This is a genomic window from Cupriavidus sp. FW305-27 (genome assembly GCF_058787995.1).
The window spans coordinates 36,957-52,554 of record NZ_JBYTAG010000039.1; the positions used below are offsets into that span (position 1 = coordinate 36,957).

Sequence of the window (15,598 nt, forward strand, 5' to 3'; positions counted from 1 at the left end):
AAAACCGAGGAGACCACGCCATGCAACCCCTTCGACTGATCCTGCCGCGGGCCTCGCGCCCATCCACGGTGCCGGCGCGTGCGCTGGCCGTGGCCGCCACCGCCATGCTCGCCGCCTGCGGTGGCGGCGGCGGCGACGACGCGCCGTCCACGCCGGCCGCGGTGCAGACGCGGCTGTGCCCGGCAGCGCTCGACTACTCCACCACCTTTACCGGCGGCACCGGCTCCGGCGAGCTGGTGAAGGTGCAGATCGACACCACCAAAAAGACCTGGCAGGTGACCTTCGTGGACTCGTCGGTGCCGCGCCAGACCGGCACCGTGCAGCCCACGCGCAGCGATCCCACCAACGGGCAGAACGTGATGCGCGGCACGCTGAAGGCGGAGACGGGGTTGCCGACCGAGAAGCTCAACCAGTGCGCGTTCGAGCTGAGCGGCGCCAGCCTCGATCCGAACCGTCCGGCCAAGCTCTTCGTCGGCGAAGGCGTGGTGGGCGGCACCATCCCGGGCGCGCGCATCCAGTTCAACGGCGTGCTGGGCGCCGGCGCGGTGCCGGACACCACCTTCCCGTATTTCCAGTTCATCGGCTTCGCGCAGACCGAGACCGACCTGTCGAAGATTGCCGGCCAGTACAACGGCACGGGCTTCCACGAGGTGCCGTCCAAGCAGTTCCAGCTGGTAGCGCAGGACTACCGCATGGCGCTGGCTGCCGATGGTTCCTTCACCGTCTGCGACAACGCCACCAACACGTGCGAGCGCAAGGGCAACAACTTCGTGCCGCAGGCGAGCGGCGCGCTGCTGTCGACCAACTACAAGGCCGAGAGCCAGCCGCCCACGCTGGGCGGCACGCTGGGCAAGGCCTACCTGATCGTGGGCAAGCTGCGCGGCCAGCTGGTGCCGGTCATGATCCGCGTGGGCTATGCCAATGACACGCTCGCCAACGGCCCGCTTGGTGCCGACGACGAGATCGGCATCGGCATGATGGCGCCGGCGGTAGCGCTTACTGAAGGCACGGTCAACGGCGAATACGTCGGCGTGGACAGCAACTTCAACTACCGCGTGACGGCACTGGTCGGCGCCGCGGCCACCATGATGGATCCGTTCCGGCCGCATGATGCCTCGCTCGCCATCCCGTACCGGCTGGATTTCTCGCAGCAGGTGCCGGGCGTGGTCCGCACGTCGCGGCGCGATGCGCCTGCAGGCTCGGCGCCGACCGGCAAGCTGATGTTCACCGGCGGCGTGTTCGGCTTCCTGGAACAGCGCGACAGCGGCCCGTACTTCACCGTCGGCGCATTCGTGCAGTAAGCACGCTGCCAGGCCCGGGCCATTGCAGCCCGGGCCACTGCGCCACGATCCGACCATACAGAGACATCCACTGCCGGGGACACAAGATGAAAACCATACGCCTCACGCTCACACTGATGCTGGCCGCGCTGGCCAGCTTCGCCCTGCCTGCCCACGCCCAGAAGAAGGGCGACAACGTGGTATCCGCGGGCTGGTTCCATATCCAGACCCACGGCCAGAGCGCTCCGCTGACTACCACCTTGCTCGACGTGCCGATCAACTACCCGCTCGGGCTGCCGTCCAGCTTCACCGCACCGGGCAGCAGCATCTCGTCATCCAACGCCAATACGCTGGGGCTGACCTTCAGCCACTTCGTCTCCGACCATATCGCGATCACCGCGGTGGGCGGCATCCCGCCGGAGTTCAAGCTCTACGGCCACGGCGAACTGATCCCGCCCGGCCCGGCCGGAGCGCTCGGGCGCCAGAGCCTGGGCGATCCGTCGCTGAACCCCATCGTCACCAAGGCACGCCAGTGGAGCCCGGCGGCGATGGTGCAGTACCACTTCCTGGATCCGGGCACGCGCTTCCGCCCGTTCCTGGGGTTGGGGGTGTCGTACAACTTTTTTACCAACATCGAGGTCAATCCGGCGTTTGCGAGCTCGGTCAACAACAACCTCGGCGCGATCCTGGCGGCGGGGGCGGGCATCCCAGGTCCGACTTCGGTGAGTGCGGATGCGTCGTCGTCATGGGCGCCCGTGTTCAATATCGGCGGCACCTACAACTTCGACGAGCATTGGGGGCTGACGGCGGCGGTGACTTATATCCCGCTGAAGACGACGTCGACGATGACGATCAAGGCGGCCGACGGGACCGTGCTGTCGACCTCTAAGACCAAGCTGGAGCCGAATCCGCTGGTGTTCTTCCTGGCGGCTTCGTACAAGTTCTGACGCTGAAAGAAAAAAACGACGCGCCTGAGCGCGTCGTTTTTTATTGCTGCAACGGCAAGCGGCAACCTTTACTGCGTCACCGTCCCCGGTTGCGCAGGCGTCGCCTGCTGCGCCACCGGACTGTTCTCCTGCAAGCCACCGCCCAGCGACCGGTACAGGTCGATCGCGTTGTTCAGCCGCAGCTGCCGCGCCTGGATCAGCGCCTGCTCGGCGGTGAACAGCTGGCGCTGCGCATCGAGTTCGTCCAGGTAGCTGGCCACGCCGCTGCGGAACCGCAGGCGCGCCAGCTCGTAGCGCGCGGCTTCGGCGTTGCGCACCTCTTCCTGGCCGGAGACCTGGTCTTCCAGCGTGCCGCGTGCTACCAGCGCATCCGCCACTTCCGCGAAGGCCGTCTGGATGGTCTTCTCGTAGTTGGCGATCTGGATGTTCTTGCGCACGTTGGCCAGGTCCAGGTTGGACTTGTTGCGGCCATAGTCGAAGATCGGCAGCGTCAGTTGCGGCGCGAACGACCACGCCTTGGTGCCGGCATCGAACAGGTTCGAGAACGTCGGGCTGATGGTGCCAACGCTGGTGGTCAGCGTGATGCGCGGGAAGAACGCCGCGCGTGCCGCGCCGATATTCGCGTTGGCCGACAGCAACTGCTGTTCGGCCTGGCGGATGTCCGGGCGTTGCTCCAGCAGGTCCGACGGCAAGCCCGCGGGGATATCGCTGATGATGCGTTCGTCCGACAGCCGCATCGGCTCAGGCAGGTTCCCGATGCTGCCGATGGGCTTGCCCACCAGCACTTCAAGCGCGTTCTGCGCCTGCGCGCGCTGGCGTGCTAGCTGCGCGGCGGCGACACGCGCCTGGGCCACCAGCGACTCGTTGTCGCGCAGGTCCAGCGCGGATGTGGCGCCGACGTCGAAGCGCTGCTTGGCGAGCCCATAGGTGCTCTCGCGCGCCTTGAGCGTGTCCCGCGCAATTTCGTACTGCTCGGCGAAGGAACGCTCGGACAGATAGGCCTTGGCCACTTCCGACACCAGCGAGATATACGCCGAACGATGCGCCTCTTCGGTGGAGAAGTACTGCGCCAGCGCCGCGTTCGACAGGCTGCGCACGCGGCCGAAGAAGTCGAGCTCGTAGGACGAGATGCCCAGGTTGGCCTGGTAGACCTGCGTCACCCCGGGCTGGCCGAGCACGGTCGAGGTCCCGGCGGCGTTGGTGCTGGCACGGGTGTAAGCAGCGTTCGCGTTCACCGTGGGCAGCAGGTCGGCGCGCTGCACCTGGTACAGCGCGCGCGCTTCTTCGATGCGCAGCGCGGCGGTGCGCAGGTCGCGGTTGTTGTCCAGCGAGGTCGCGATCAGCGACTGCAGGCGCGGGTCGCGGAAGAACTCGCGCCAGCCGATGTCGACAGCGCGGCGGGTCTCGCCGCTCTTCGCCTCGGCGGTGGCGTAGCCCTCGGGCGCCACCGGGAAGCTGTCTGCCACCGGCGGGGCAGGGCGGTCATAGTGGGGCGCGAGCGTGCACCCCGTCAGAACGCCGGCCACCAGCAGCAGTGTGGTCAGAGTCTTGGTCATGTTCAGATTTCCTCTTTCGGCTCGTGCCACTTCTGGTCCAGCATGCGCTGGCGTTTGCTGCCCTTGAAGCGCTTGCGCACCACCACGAAGAAGACCGGCACCAGGAAGATCGCCAGCACCGTGGCGGTGATCATCCCGCCAATCACGCCGGTACCGATGGCGCGCTGGCTGGCCGAACCCGCACCGGTGGCGATCGCCAGCGGCAGCACGCCCAGGATGAACGCCATCGACGTCATCAGGATCGGGCGGAAACGCAGGTGCACCGCTTCCAGCGTGGCTTCGATCAGGCCCTTGCCCTGCGCCTGCAGGTCCTTGGCGAATTCCACGATCAGGATGGCGTTCTTCGCCGACAAGCCGATCGTGGCGATCAGGCCCACCTTGAAGTACACGTCGTTGGGCATGCCGCGCAGCGTCACGCCGAGCAGCGCGCCGAGCACGCCCAGCGGCACCACCAGCAGCACCGAGAACGGGATCGACCAGCTTTCATACAGCGCGGCCAGGCACAGGAACACGATGATCAGCGACAGCGTGTACAGGATCGGTTCCTGCGAGCCGGCCAGGCGTTCTTCATAAGACTGGCCGGACCACTCGAAGCCGAAGCCCGGCGGCAGCTTGGCGAAGTTCTCTTCCATCACGCGCATGGCTTCACCGGTACTGCGGCCCGGCGCGGCCTGGCCCGCCAGCTTCACCGCCGGCATGCCGTTGTAGCGCTCCAGGCGCGGCGAGCCCATTACCCACTTGGAGGTCGCGAACGCGGCAAACGCCACCATGTCGCCGTTGTTGTTGCGCACGCGCAGCTTGGTCAGGTCGTCCGGCAGGCGGCGGTCTGAGCCTTCTGCCTGCACGATCACCTTGCGCACCCGGCCTTCATAGATGAAGTCGTTGACGTAGTTGGAGCCGAACGCAATCGACAGCGTCGAGTTGATGCTCGCCACCGTGACGCCGAGCGCCTTGGCCTTCTCGCGGTCGATGTCGATCTGCAGCTGCGGCGCATCTTCCTGGCCTTCCGGGCGTACGCCCATCAGCACCGGGCTCTGCGCGGCCATACCGAGCATCATGTTGCGCGCTTCCATCAGCTTGGCGTGACCCTGGCCGGTGCGGTCCTGCAGGCGGAAGTCAAAGCCCGAGGAGTTGCCCAGCTCGGAAATCGCCGGCGGGTTGAGCGGGAAGATGATCGCGTCCTTGATGAACGAGAGCGCGCCGAAGGCACGGCCGACCAGGGCCTGCGCGGTCTCGCCGTCGCCGGTGCGCTCCTTCCAGTCCTTCAGGCGCACGAACGCGATACCGCCGTTCTGGCCGCGGCCGAAGAAGGAGAAGCCCGCCACCGTGATCATCTGGTCAACCACCTTGCTTTCCTTCTGCAGGTAGTAGTCCTCGATCTGCTTGAGCACGCCGATGGTACGGTCCTGGGTGGCGCCATTGGGCAGCTGCACCACGGTGATCATGTAGCCCTGGTCCTCATCGGGCAGGAACGACGACGGCAGGCGCTTGAACAGCACCACCACGCCGACGATGATGACCGCGTAGATGATCAGGTAGCGGCCGGAGCGCTTGAGGATGCGCGCGACCACGCCCTGGTAGCTGGTGGCCGAACGCGCGAAGGTGCGGTTGAACCAGCCGAAGAAGCCCGTCTTCTCATGGTGATGGCCGGCTTCCACGGGCTTGAGCAGCGTCGCGCACAGTGCCGGGGTCAGCGTCAGCGCCAGCAGCGCCGAGAATGCCATCGACGAGATCAGCGACAGCGAGAACTGGCGGTAGATGTTGCCCACCGAGCCCGAGAAGAATGCCATCGGGATGAACACCGCGGTCAGCACCAGCGTGATGCCGACGATCGCGCCGGTGATCTGGCCCATGGCCTTGCGCGTGGCCTCACGTGGCGAGAGTCCTTCCTCGCTCATAATCCGCTCGACGTTCTCGACCACCACGATGGCATCGTCCACCAGGATACCGATGGCCAGCACCATGCCGAACATGGTCAGCACGTTGATCGAGAAGCCGAACGCCAGCAGCGCGCCGAAGGTGCCCAGCAGCGCGATCGGCACCACCAGCGTCGGGATCAGCGTGGCGCGGAAGTTCTGCAGGAACAGGTACATCACCAGGAACACCAGCACCACGGCTTCGAGCAGGGTCTTGATCACTTCCTCGATCGAGATCTTGACGAAGGCCGAGGTGTCGTAAGGCACCGAGTACTGGTAGTCCGCCGGGAAGTTCTTGGACAGCTCTTCCATCTTGGCGCGCACCGCGGTGGCCGTGGCCAGCGCGTTGCCGGTCGGGGCCAGCTTGATGGCGATGGCCGCCGACGGCTTGCCGTTGGTGCGGGCCAGCGTCGAGTAGTCGGCACCGCCCAGCTCCACCCGGCCCACGTCCTTGATGCGCACCGAAGACCCGTCCGGGTTGGTGCGCAGCAGGATGTTGCCGAACTGCTCAGGCGTGGTCAGGCGGCTTTCGGTGGTGACGGTGGCGTTGAGCTCGGTGCCCTTGGGCGAGGGCGTGCCGCCCAGCTCGCCCACGGCGACCTGGATGTTCTGCTCGCCCACCGCGGCGGTGACGTCGGTCGGGGTCAGGTTGTAGCCGGTCAGCTTGGCCGGGTCCAGCCAGATCCGCATGGCGTACTCGGTGCCGAACAGGTCGGCCTGGCCCACGCCCGGCACCCGGCGGATCGAGTCGATCACCTGCGCCGAGACATAGTTGCCGAGCTGGATCGCGTCGGCCGTGCCGGACTTGGACGACACGGTCAGGAACATCATGTAGTTGTTCCCGGCCTTGTCCACGCGCACGCCCTGCTGGCGCACTTCAGCCGGCAGGCGCGCTTCCACGCGCTTGAGGCGGTTCTGCACTTCGACCGAGTTCAGGTCGACGTTCGAACCCGGCGCGAAGGCGATGGTGATGCTCGCCAGGCCGGACGACTCGCTGGTGGAGTTGTAGTAGAGCAGGTTAGGGGCGCCGTTGAGCTCCTGCTCGATCACCGAGGTGACGGAATCCTCCAGCGTCTTGGCCGACGCACCCGGGTAGGTGGCGGTGACCGAGATCGTCGGCGGGGCGATGTTCGGATATTGCGCGATCGGCAACTGCAGGATCGACAATATGCCGCCCAGCACGATGATCAGCGCGAGCACCCACGCGAACACCGGCCGGTCGATAAAAAACTTGGCCATAAACTGGCTCCCTCTTGGTCTAGCGGTCTAGCCGTATTTGCCGTATTGGTGGTACGGCAGGGTTCAGCCTTGCTTGGCGTCAGACTTGGCTTGCTGCGGGCCCTCGGCCTTGGGGGCCGAGGCCGGCGCCGCCGGGGCGGAGGCCGTCGCCGCGGCCGGTGCCGAGGCCCCGGCCGGCTTGAACGGTACCGCCCTGGCCGGCGCACCGACCTTGACCTTCTGCAGGCCTTCGACGATCACCTTCTCGCCGCCCTTCAGGCCTTCGGTCACGACCCAGCGGTCGCCAATGGCCTGCGGCGCCTTGACCGGCACCGCCGCGACATTGCCGTCCGTGCCCACCACCATCACGCTGGCACCCTGCGCGCCGCGGATCAGCGCCCGCTGCGGCACGGTCAGTGCGTTCTCGTCCACGCCCTGCTCGATCTTCACGCGCACGAAGGTGCCCGAGAGCAGCTCGCGCTTCGGGTTCGGGAACTGCGCGCGCAGCGTGATCGCGCCGGTGGTCGGGTCGACCGTCATGTCCGAGAACAGCAGCTTGCCGGTGTGCTCGTACTCGCGGCCGTCTTCCACGAACAGGCGCACGTTGGCGCCGCCGTTGACGCCCTTGACCACGCCGGACTCGATGGCGCGGCGCAGGCGCGTGACTTCCGAAGCCGGCTGGGTGAAGGTGACCCACATCGGGTCGACCTGCTCCACCAGCGCCAGCTTGGTCGCCTCGCCCTTGCCCACCAGCGCGCCCTCGGTCACCAGCGCACGGCCGGCGCGGCCGCTGATCGGCGCGGTCACGGTGGTGTAGCCCAGGTTGATCTGGGCGGTGCGCACCGCCGCCTTGGCCGAGGCCACGTCGGCGTTGGCCTGGCCGGCGGAGGCCACGGCGTCGTCGTACTCCTGCTTGCTGACCGCGTTGACGGCCACCAGGGGCTTGTAGCGATCGGCCTTCAGGCGCGCCGACACGGCGTTGGCCTCGGCGCGCTGCAGCGCGGCCTGGGCCGAAGCCAGCGTGGCCTGGTAGGGTGCCGGGTCGATGCGGAACATCACCTGGCCGGCCTTCACTTCGCCGCCTTCGGTGTAGTTGCGCGACAGCACGATGCCTTCGACGCGAGCACGCACTTCGGCCGTGCGTATGCCTTCCAGGCGGCCCGGCAGTTCATTGACGACGGCGACCGGCGACGGCGTCACGGTCACCACACCCACTTCCGGCGGCGGCGGGGCGCCGCCTTCGGCCTTCTTGTCGCCGCAGGCAACAAGCGCCACGGCAGACAGTGCCGCTAGTGCATAGGCAGCAACGCAACGGATACGTTGGGACTTCCTCATCGATAACCCCATGATGGCAATTTGAGATCTGCCGCATCGTCCCGACCTGTCATCCGACAAACGGATACGACACAGCCCGCCGCACGGTTTGCGGCGGACAAAAGCGTGATGCTAGCCACAAATCGCGGCGTCGCAGTGTCAAATGCGACGAACGGCGGCTTTTATGTAACGACTGGATTCATGACCGGCTGGCCTGCGGCAGGGATTGCCAACTGTGCTGGGTATGTCACAGAAGGCGGCTGGCCGAATGCCGGACAAGCGCGTATTATATATACATTCAAGCATGTATGTTAAGTTGATGTTGCAGAAGGGACTTTCGGCGCACAACCTGCGCCGCAGGGCCGCGGCAATACGGATCCCGCCCCCGGTCAAACCCAACCGGCCGGTCCAAATTGCTCCCCACCCGTTCGGAATCACGGCGCAAATCGCCGGCTCGGGTTAGGATGCGCGCCGTCGTATCGGCTCGCAGGCTGCAAGCACATTGGCATGTGACGACAACGACCCGCCGGCGCGTGCGCCGGCCGTGCGGCTGCCACAGCGGGGCCGCACCCAGGGAGAACCAACAAGGCTGGCCATGACGGATCCATTGCGTCATGCCGCCGGCACCAGAGACAAAAATGGTCAGACGTACCAAGGAAGAGGCGCTTGAAACGCGCCACCGGATTCTCGACGCGGCCGAAGCCGTGTTCCACGCCCGCGGCGTGGCACGCCCGTCGCTGGCGGACATCGCCGAGGCGGCGGGTGTCACGCGCGGCGCGATCTACTGGCACTTCAAGAACAAGAGCGATGTGTTCGCCGCCATGTGCGACCGCGTCAACCTGCCCGTGGAAGCGCTGTGCGACCCCGAGCGGCTCGCGCGCCAGGAAGACCCGCTGGGCGGCATCCGCGACATCTGCGCCTATGTGATGCGCCAGACCGTGGTCAACCCGCGCTGGCGCCGGGTGTTCGAGATCATCTTCCACAAGTGCGAGATGGTGCAGGACAACGGCGCCATCTTCGAGCGCCAGCGCCAGTCGCACCAGGAAGGCCTGGTCAAGATGCGCGAGCACCTGCGCCTGGCCCTGGAGCGCGGCCAGCTGCCCGCCGACCTGGACCTGGACCTGGCCGTCAATGCCTTCCATGCCGCCATCGGCGGGGTGCTGGCGCACTGGCTGTTCTCGCCCCAGGACTTCGACCTCGACGCCAACGCCGAGCGCATGTCCGACGCCTTCATCGATACCCTGAAGTTCTCGCCGGCGCTGCGCCACGGCTACGTGCCGCGCCCGATGGCGGCGCTGGACCGGGAACTGTCCACGCTGTGCCAGCAGGCCTGCCCGAACGCCCAGCCGGGCGGGCTCGATACCGGCGACCTGGTCCCCTGAGCGGCGCGCTTATCCGCGCTTATCCGCGCATGGCCTCGCGCCAGCGCGCCAGGAATGCGCGCTTGCGCATCGCGTCCTGCGCGGCCAGCAGGCCCGGGCCGACGCTGATCGGCTTGAGCGCGTAGCCCAGCCGCTCCGACAATGCCGCCGCGGTGTGCACGCTGTCGGTATCGGTGCGGATGGTGTAGAGCTGCGAGGTGGACTTGGCCAGCAGCGCCTGGCCCTCGCGCGAGAGCAGGTAGTCCAGCCACAGCCGCGCCGCATTGGGCCGCGGCGCGCGCCGGGCAATAAAGGCTACTCGCGACATCACCAGCGTGTAGTCGCGCGGGGCGATCACGTCGATGGCCGCGCCACGCTCCATCAGCGACAGCGCGTACGAACCCAGCAGGTTGTAGCCCATCACCAGCTCGCCGCTGGCGATGCGCTCGATCATCTCGGCGGTGGACGCCGACAGCTGCACCCCGGCGCGCCCCAGCGCCTGCGCCAGATACCAGAACTCACTGCCCATGCGCGCGTCCTGCTGCGCCAGCAGGTAGCCCACGCCCGAGCGCTCCACGTCATACGTCACCACCTTGCCATGCCAGCGCGGCGCGTGCTCCTGCAGCAGCCGCGCCAGCCCGCTGCGGCTGCGCGGCGGGCGCATGCCGGCCAGGTGGTGGCGGTTGTAGACGATCACCGCGGGCTCGAAGGTGGTGCCCCAGGCCTCGTCGCGCCACACCGCCCAGCCGGGCAGGCCGGCGCGCTCGGGCGAGGCGTAGCGCTGCGCATGGCCGTCGTTGACCAGCTTGATCTGCAGGTCCATCGCCGTGCTCCACAGCACGTCGGCGAAGGCCGCATCGGGCGCGGGCCGCTTGCCGCCCAGCGCCGCGGTCTCGGCCAGGAAGCGCTGGTTCAGCTCGATCGTGTTGAGATCCTGGTAGTGCACGCGGATGCCCGGGTAGCGCGCCTCGAACGCGGCGATCAGCGGCTGCGCCACTTTCAGGTCGGTCGATGCATAGACCGTGACCATGCCTTCGCGCATGGCGCCGGCGATGGTGGCGTCATACCCGGACGGATACCCCGGCGGCGGCGCCGGGGGCCTAGACTGGGCATGAAGGGGCCACGCGGCCGGCAAGGTGGCGCCGGCCAGCAGCGATGCGCCCAGCAGGCGGCGGCGCTGCCCCGAGGCAGGCGGCTCGCAAGCGCACGGCAGGGACGGCGGGGGTGGACGCGTGGGCACGGTGGTCGGAAACGGAAGAACTGCCTGTGGAAGGGAGCGGGCGCACGGACAACACGCGCCGGGACCAGCGGGGCGGGGTTATTATAGGCGCCCGCGGCGGGCGCGCTCCATCGGTGCAGCCCCCTGTTCTCCGGACGGTTTCCGCCGCCGCAACCGAAACATGGACCAAACCGGCAGAGGAGGAGACCGGCATGCGCATCCTGCTGGTGGAGGATGAAATCGAACTGGCACGCTGGGTCGCCCGCGCGCTGGAGCAGGGCGGCTTTGTGATCGAGCATGTCGCCGACGGGCTGCAGGCCGAGGCCCGCCTGCAGGCCGAGGAATACGACGCGGTGCTGCTCGACCTGCGCCTGCCCGGCAAGGACGGGCTGGCCGTGCTCAAGTCCATGCGCGCGCGCGACGACCGCACCCCGGTGCTGATCCTGACCGCGCAGGACACGCTGGACGAACGCGTGCGCGGCCTGAACCTGGGCGCCGACGACTACCTGCCCAAGCCCTTTGCCATTGCCGAGCTGGAAGCGCGGCTGCTGGCGCTGATCCGCCGCAGCCGCGGGCGCGCGCATCCGCGCCTGCAGTGCGGCACGCTGGTGTTCGACGGCGAGACCCGCAGCTTCACGCTGGACGGCGCCCCGCTGGCGCTGACCCCGCGCGAATCGACCCTGCTGGGCGCGCTGCTGGCACGCAGCGGCCAGCCGCTGACCAAGGCGCAGCTGCTCGACAAGGTGTTCTCGCTCGACGCCGATGTCTCGCCCGACGCGATCGAGGTGCTGGTCTACCGGCTGCGCAAGAAGCTGGCCGGGCACGGCGTCACCATCGTCACCCTGCGCGGCTTCGGCTACCTGCTGGAGCCCGAGGCCGGACGCTGAAGATGGCGCGGCGCCATCGCGTCCCGTCCTGGCGCCGCGGCAGCCTGCGCCGGCAACTGCTGTTGCTGCTGGTGCCGGCGCTGGCGGCGATGATGGCGATCGACACCTGGCTCACCTACGGCACCCTGCGCGACGCCGCCAACACGGCTTATGACCGCTCGCTCTATGGCTCGATCCGCGCCATCGACAGTGCCATCGGCATGGCTGGCGACAACGTCCAGCTGACCCTGCCCGATGCCGCCATGGAGATGTTCGAGACGGCGGCGCAGACCCATGTGTTCTACCGCGTGTCGACCGAGCGCGCCGGCCAGGTCGAGACCGTCACCGGCTACGACGACCTGCCGCTTCCTGCCGGCACCCTCGTCAACAACCAGCCGCGCTTCTACGACGCCGAATACCTGGGCGAGTCCGTGCGCATCGCCGCGATGGCGCGGCCGGTATACCGCCCGGACGCGCGCATGCGCGTGATCATCCAGGTGGCCGAGACCGCCGAGCCGCGCACCACGCTGATCGGCACGGTCTGGCGCAGCGCGCTGGCGCGCGACCTGCTGCTGATCCTGCTAAGCGCCGGCATCCTGGTGGGCGGCGTCACCTACGTGCTGCGCCCGCTGGCGCGCGTGCGCGACGACGTGGAAGCGCGCTCGCCGGATGACCTGACACCGCTAACGTTCGAGCGCGTGCCCGCCGAGGTGCGCCCGCTGGTCGACGCGGTCAACCTGCACGTGTCGCGCTCCGCGGCAATGGCGCAGTCGCAGGCCCAGTTCATCGCCGACGCCGCGCACCAGCTGCGCACGCCGCTGGCCATCCTGAAGACCCAGGCCGAATACGCCCAGCGCCAGCTGCGCGCCCCTGACCCCGAGACCGCGCGCCAGGCCGCCGGCGAAGCCGTGGGCGGCATCGTCACCCAGCTGGAACAGGCCGCGCGCCTGACCAACCAGCTGCTGGCGCTGGCGCGGGTACGCCAGCACCACGGCGAAGCCGCCCAGGAAGCCGATGGCATCGACATCATCGACGCCGTCACCGTGGCCGAGCAGGTGGCGCTGGACTACCTGCCGCTGGCGCGCGGCAAGCAGCAGGACTTCGGCTGGGAGCCGGTGCCGGGGCTGAAGCTGCCGGTGCGCGCCGACCCCGCGCTGCTGCGCGAGGCGCTGGCCAACCTGGTCCACAACGCGATCCAGTACTCGCCACGCGGCAGCCGCATCACGCTGTCGGCCACGCGCGCCGACCAGACCGCGTGCCTGGTGGTGGAAGACGATGGGCCGGGCATTCCGGCCGAAGAGCGCGAAAAGGTCTTCGCGCGCTTCTACCGGCGCGTTGGCAATGCGGAGCCGGGCTCCGGGCTGGGGCTGGCCATCTCGCGCGAGATGGCGGCGCGGTTTGGCGGCACGGTGGAGCTTGGCGACGGCTTGCAGGGCACCGGCGTGCGCGCGGTGCTGAAGCTGCCCATCGGCGAATAACCCCTAACCATATAACTCCTCCGCCACCGTCGGATGCAACTGCACCGTGGTCTGCAGGTGCGATTCGCGCACGCCCAGCCGCAATGCCACCGCCAGCGTCTGCACGATCTCGGGCGCGGCGTCGTCCATCAGGTGCGCACCGAGCACGCGCCCGCTGCGCGCGTTCAGCACCAGCTTGAACATCGACTGGTGGGAGTTGCCGGCAAAGCGGTTTTCCAGCGAGACAAAGCGCTTGACCACGGTGCGGATGCGCTCGGGCCTGCCGGCGGCTGCGATCGCCTGGGCCTCGGTCAGGCCCACGGCGCCGATGGCGGGCTCGCAGAACACCGCGGTCGGCACGAAGTCGAAATCGGCGCGTTCGCCGCGCCGGCCGTACAGGCGGTCGGCCAGCCAGCGGCCCTGCGCGGTGGCCACCGGGGTCAGGTGCAGGCCGTCGATGGCGTCGCCGAGCGCGTAGATGCCGCGCACGTTGCTGCGGAACTGGCGGTCCACGCGGATGCCGCCCTTGTCGCCAAAGTCCACGCCAACCGCCTCCAGCCCGAAGCCCTGCACGTTGGAAATGCGCCCGATCGCCGCCAGCGCGGCCTGCGCGCGCACAGCCTCGGTCTGGCCGGGGCGGTCGGTGGGGCGGTAGCACACTTCAACCGCGCCGTTGGCCTGGCTCAGCAGGTGCACCCTGGCGTTCAGGTGCAGGCGCACGCCGCGCGCGGTCAGTGCCTCGGCCAGCGACCGGGAGATGTCGTGGTCGAAGTGGGGCAGCAGCCGGTCGCCGGCAACGATCAGGTCTACCTTGACGCCGTAGCGCGACAGGATCGAGGCCTGCTCCACGCCGATGTAGCCGCCGCCGATGACCGCAATCGAACCCGGCACGGTCTGCCAGGTGAAGACATCGTCTGAACTGGCGGCCAGTTCGCCGCCCGGGACTTCGAGCGCGCGCGGGCGCGCGCCGGTGGCGATCAGGATGCGGCGCGCGTGAATGGTCTCGTCGCCGACGCGCACTTCGTCCTTGCCGGTAACCAGCGCATCGCCGCGCAGGATTTCCACGCCGGATTCGTGCAGGCGCTGGGTGTAGCCCGCGTTCAGCCGCGCAACCTCGGCATTGACGCGCACGATGGCGTCGCGCCAGTCCTCACGCCCACCGGTATGCGACAGGCAGCCCGACAGGATGGCCGACCAGCCGGCGCCGTAGGACAGCATCTTCTTGGGCACGCAGCCGCGGTTGACGCAGGTGCCGCCGATGGCATCGCGCTCGACCAGGATCACGCGTGCGCCGTGCGCGGCGGCACGCCGCGCGCAGGCCACGCCGCCCGAGCCGCCGCCGATCACCACCAGGTCTGCCTTGCGCACCTTGTCATTGCGCCGCGTGCGGCCGTCGCGCACGCGCGGCACCTGCTCCACCGGCGGCGCCGCGCTGACCTCGCGGGCGCGCCGCGGTTCCCTGGCCCCGGCGGGGGTTGTCTGGCGCTTAGTCATCCATGCCTCCTGTCGCGGCACACGGGCCGCATCGACAACAATCAGGCCAGCGCCAGCAAACAAGAAACTAGGCAGCGGGCCGCAGTTCGGTATTCAGGATCGACGGCCACTCGCGCAGGAAAGTTTCCCCGTCGCGGCGGCCCAGTTCGTAGGCGTGAGTCATGGCATCGGGCCGGGTGTAGTCCCAGCTCGAGATCGGCACGCGCTGCGAGGGCTGCAGGTACAGGCGGCGCTGGCCGCCTTGCTCAAGCACGAAACGGCGCGGGCGCGGATACAGCCTTGTCACCAGCACCAGCACATTGCCCGGGGTGGCATCGAGCGCGTCCACGGGCACGTTGTCGACCAGCCCGCCGTCCAGCACCGGGCGGCCGCCGCGGCGCAGCACCGGCGTAAACGGCGGCGTGGAGGCCGACTGCAGCAGCAGGTCGGCCAGCTGCTCGGGCGAATCGCAGTCCTGCGCGCGCACGAACTCCGGCCGGAAGCCCAGCTTGCGCCCCAGCCGCGGGTGCAGCGTCTTGAGCACATGCTTGTCGATGTTGTACGCCAGCAGCCCCGCTGCCACCGCCAGGCGCGGGCCGCTCCAGCGCGGGATATGGGCCACGCCGATACGGATCTCCGGCGCCTGCTGCAGGTGCGAGAGGCGCCCGTCGGCGAAGATCGTCAGCAGCGCGGTGCGGTAGATGCCGTAATGCGGGAACACGCGCTCATTGCGCAGCAGGTTGCCCCAGTAGGCATTGCGGCGGTTGTTGGACAGGACCTCGCGGTAGTAGTCCATGGTCTGATGCGAGTCGTGCGCATAGACCATGCACGCCGTCGCCGCGCCGGCCGAGATCGCGGCGATCACGCGCGGGCGCAACTGCAGTTCCGGCGCGACCGCGTCCCACCAGCCCGCCTGCCACCAGCAGCGGTTGCCACCGCCGGCAAAGACGACCTGGTCGAAGGGATGGGCGTGGCCGGAAGTCATGGGCGC

Annotated in this window: 11 protein-coding genes; 5 read left to right on the forward strand and 6 right to left on the reverse strand. The window is 68.4% G+C overall.

What is annotated here, in order from left to right:
• The first annotated feature begins 20 nt into the window (after nucleotides 1–20).
• A complete protein-coding gene (locus AC3WRI_RS19370; protein WP_439671093.1) occupies nucleotides 21–1,301 on the forward strand; it encodes a DUF2957 domain-containing protein in 1,281 nt (426 codons plus the stop codon).
• An 86-nt stretch (nucleotides 1,302–1,387) separates the two neighbouring features.
• Nucleotides 1,388–2,227: an OmpW/AlkL family protein gene (locus AC3WRI_RS19375; RefSeq protein WP_010811358.1), complete on the forward strand. Its 840-nt coding sequence runs from the start codon at nucleotides 1,388–1,390 to the stop codon at nucleotides 2,225–2,227.
• Between the two features lie 68 nt (nucleotides 2,228–2,295).
• Here AC3WRI_RS19375 and AC3WRI_RS19380 read toward each other — a convergent pair whose 3' ends face one another.
• The 3 genes from AC3WRI_RS19380 to AC3WRI_RS19390 form a co-directional block, all read right to left on the reverse strand.
• Entirely contained in the window at nucleotides 2,296–3,783 is a 1,488-nt protein-coding gene (locus tag AC3WRI_RS19380) for an efflux transporter outer membrane subunit (protein ID WP_010811357.1), read from the reverse strand.
• 2 nt (nucleotides 3,784–3,785) lie between these two features.
• Entirely contained in the window at nucleotides 3,786–6,938 is a 3,153-nt protein-coding gene (locus tag AC3WRI_RS19385; protein WP_011616282.1) for an efflux RND transporter permease subunit, read from the reverse strand.
• A 63-nt stretch (nucleotides 6,939–7,001) separates the two neighbouring features.
• Nucleotides 7,002–8,252, reverse strand: coding sequence for an efflux RND transporter periplasmic adaptor subunit (locus AC3WRI_RS19390; RefSeq protein ID WP_011616281.1), 1,251 nt, complete (start codon nucleotides 8,250–8,252; stop codon nucleotides 7,002–7,004).
• A gap of 617 nt (nucleotides 8,253–8,869) precedes the next feature.
• Here AC3WRI_RS19390 and AC3WRI_RS19395 point away from each other — a divergent pair.
• Complete coding sequence (locus AC3WRI_RS19395; protein ID WP_010811354.1) at nucleotides 8,870–9,613, forward strand: TetR family transcriptional regulator; 744 nt, start codon at nucleotides 8,870–8,872, stop codon at nucleotides 9,611–9,613.
• A gap of 19 nt (nucleotides 9,614–9,632) precedes the next feature.
• On the opposite strand, the gene AC3WRI_RS19400 is transcribed toward AC3WRI_RS19395, so the two are convergent.
• Nucleotides 9,633–10,727 carry an ABC transporter substrate-binding protein gene (locus AC3WRI_RS19400; protein WP_011616279.1) on the reverse strand — a complete coding sequence of 365 codons (1,095 nt, stop codon included), beginning with the start codon at nucleotides 10,725–10,727 and terminating at the stop codon, nucleotides 9,633–9,635.
• Between the two features lie 296 nt (nucleotides 10,728–11,023).
• On the opposite strand from AC3WRI_RS19400, the gene AC3WRI_RS19405 reads away from it, so the two are divergent.
• Complete coding sequence (locus AC3WRI_RS19405) at nucleotides 11,024–11,698, forward strand: response regulator (protein ID WP_010811352.1); 675 nt, start codon at nucleotides 11,024–11,026, stop codon at nucleotides 11,696–11,698.
• Between the two features lie 2 nt (nucleotides 11,699–11,700).
• Nucleotides 11,701–13,155: a sensor histidine kinase gene (locus AC3WRI_RS19410; RefSeq protein ID WP_011616278.1), complete on the forward strand. Its 1,455-nt coding sequence runs from the start codon at nucleotides 11,701–11,703 to the stop codon at nucleotides 13,153–13,155.
• A 3-nt stretch (nucleotides 13,156–13,158) separates the two neighbouring features.
• Here the strand turns inward: AC3WRI_RS19410 and AC3WRI_RS19415 are convergent, their stop codons facing one another.
• Complete coding sequence (locus tag AC3WRI_RS19415) at nucleotides 13,159–14,628, reverse strand: dihydrolipoyl dehydrogenase family protein (RefSeq protein WP_041687579.1); 1,470 nt, start codon at nucleotides 14,626–14,628, stop codon at nucleotides 13,159–13,161.
• A 67-nt stretch (nucleotides 14,629–14,695) separates the two neighbouring features.
• Complete coding sequence (locus AC3WRI_RS19420) at nucleotides 14,696–15,592, reverse strand: patatin-like phospholipase family protein (protein ID WP_011616276.1); 897 nt, start codon at nucleotides 15,590–15,592, stop codon at nucleotides 14,696–14,698.
• Nucleotides 15,593–15,598 lie beyond the last annotated feature (6 nt).

Excerpts from the sequence above, each read along its gene's own strand:
- AC3WRI_RS19420 (WP_011616276.1), bottom strand. The coding sequence starts at position 15,592 with ATGACTTCCGGCCACGCCCATCCCTTCGACCAGGTCGTCTTTGCCGGC.
- AC3WRI_RS19395 (WP_010811354.1), top strand. The coding sequence starts at position 8,870 with ATGGTCAGACGTACCAAGGAAGAGGCGCTTGAAACGCGCCACCGGATT.
- AC3WRI_RS19415 (WP_041687579.1), bottom strand. The coding sequence starts at position 14,628 with ATGACTAAGCGCCAGACAACCCCCGCCGGGGCCAGGGAACCGCGGCGC.
- AC3WRI_RS19375 (WP_010811358.1), top strand. The coding sequence starts at position 1,388 with ATGAAAACCATACGCCTCACGCTCACACTGATGCTGGCCGCGCTGGCC.
- AC3WRI_RS19370 (WP_439671093.1), top strand. The coding sequence starts at position 21 with ATGCAACCCCTTCGACTGATCCTGCCGCGGGCCTCGCGCCCATCCACG.
- AC3WRI_RS19390 (WP_011616281.1), bottom strand. The coding sequence starts at position 8,252 with ATGAGGAAGTCCCAACGTATCCGTTGCGTTGCTGCCTATGCACTAGCG.
- AC3WRI_RS19380 (WP_010811357.1), bottom strand. The coding sequence starts at position 3,783 with ATGACCAAGACTCTGACCACACTGCTGCTGGTGGCCGGCGTTCTGACG.
- AC3WRI_RS19410 (WP_011616278.1), top strand. The coding sequence starts at position 11,701 with ATGGCGCGGCGCCATCGCGTCCCGTCCTGGCGCCGCGGCAGCCTGCGC.
- AC3WRI_RS19385 (WP_011616282.1), bottom strand. The coding sequence starts at position 6,938 with ATGGCCAAGTTTTTTATCGACCGGCCGGTGTTCGCGTGGGTGCTCGCG.
- AC3WRI_RS19405 (WP_010811352.1), top strand. The coding sequence starts at position 11,024 with ATGCGCATCCTGCTGGTGGAGGATGAAATCGAACTGGCACGCTGGGTC.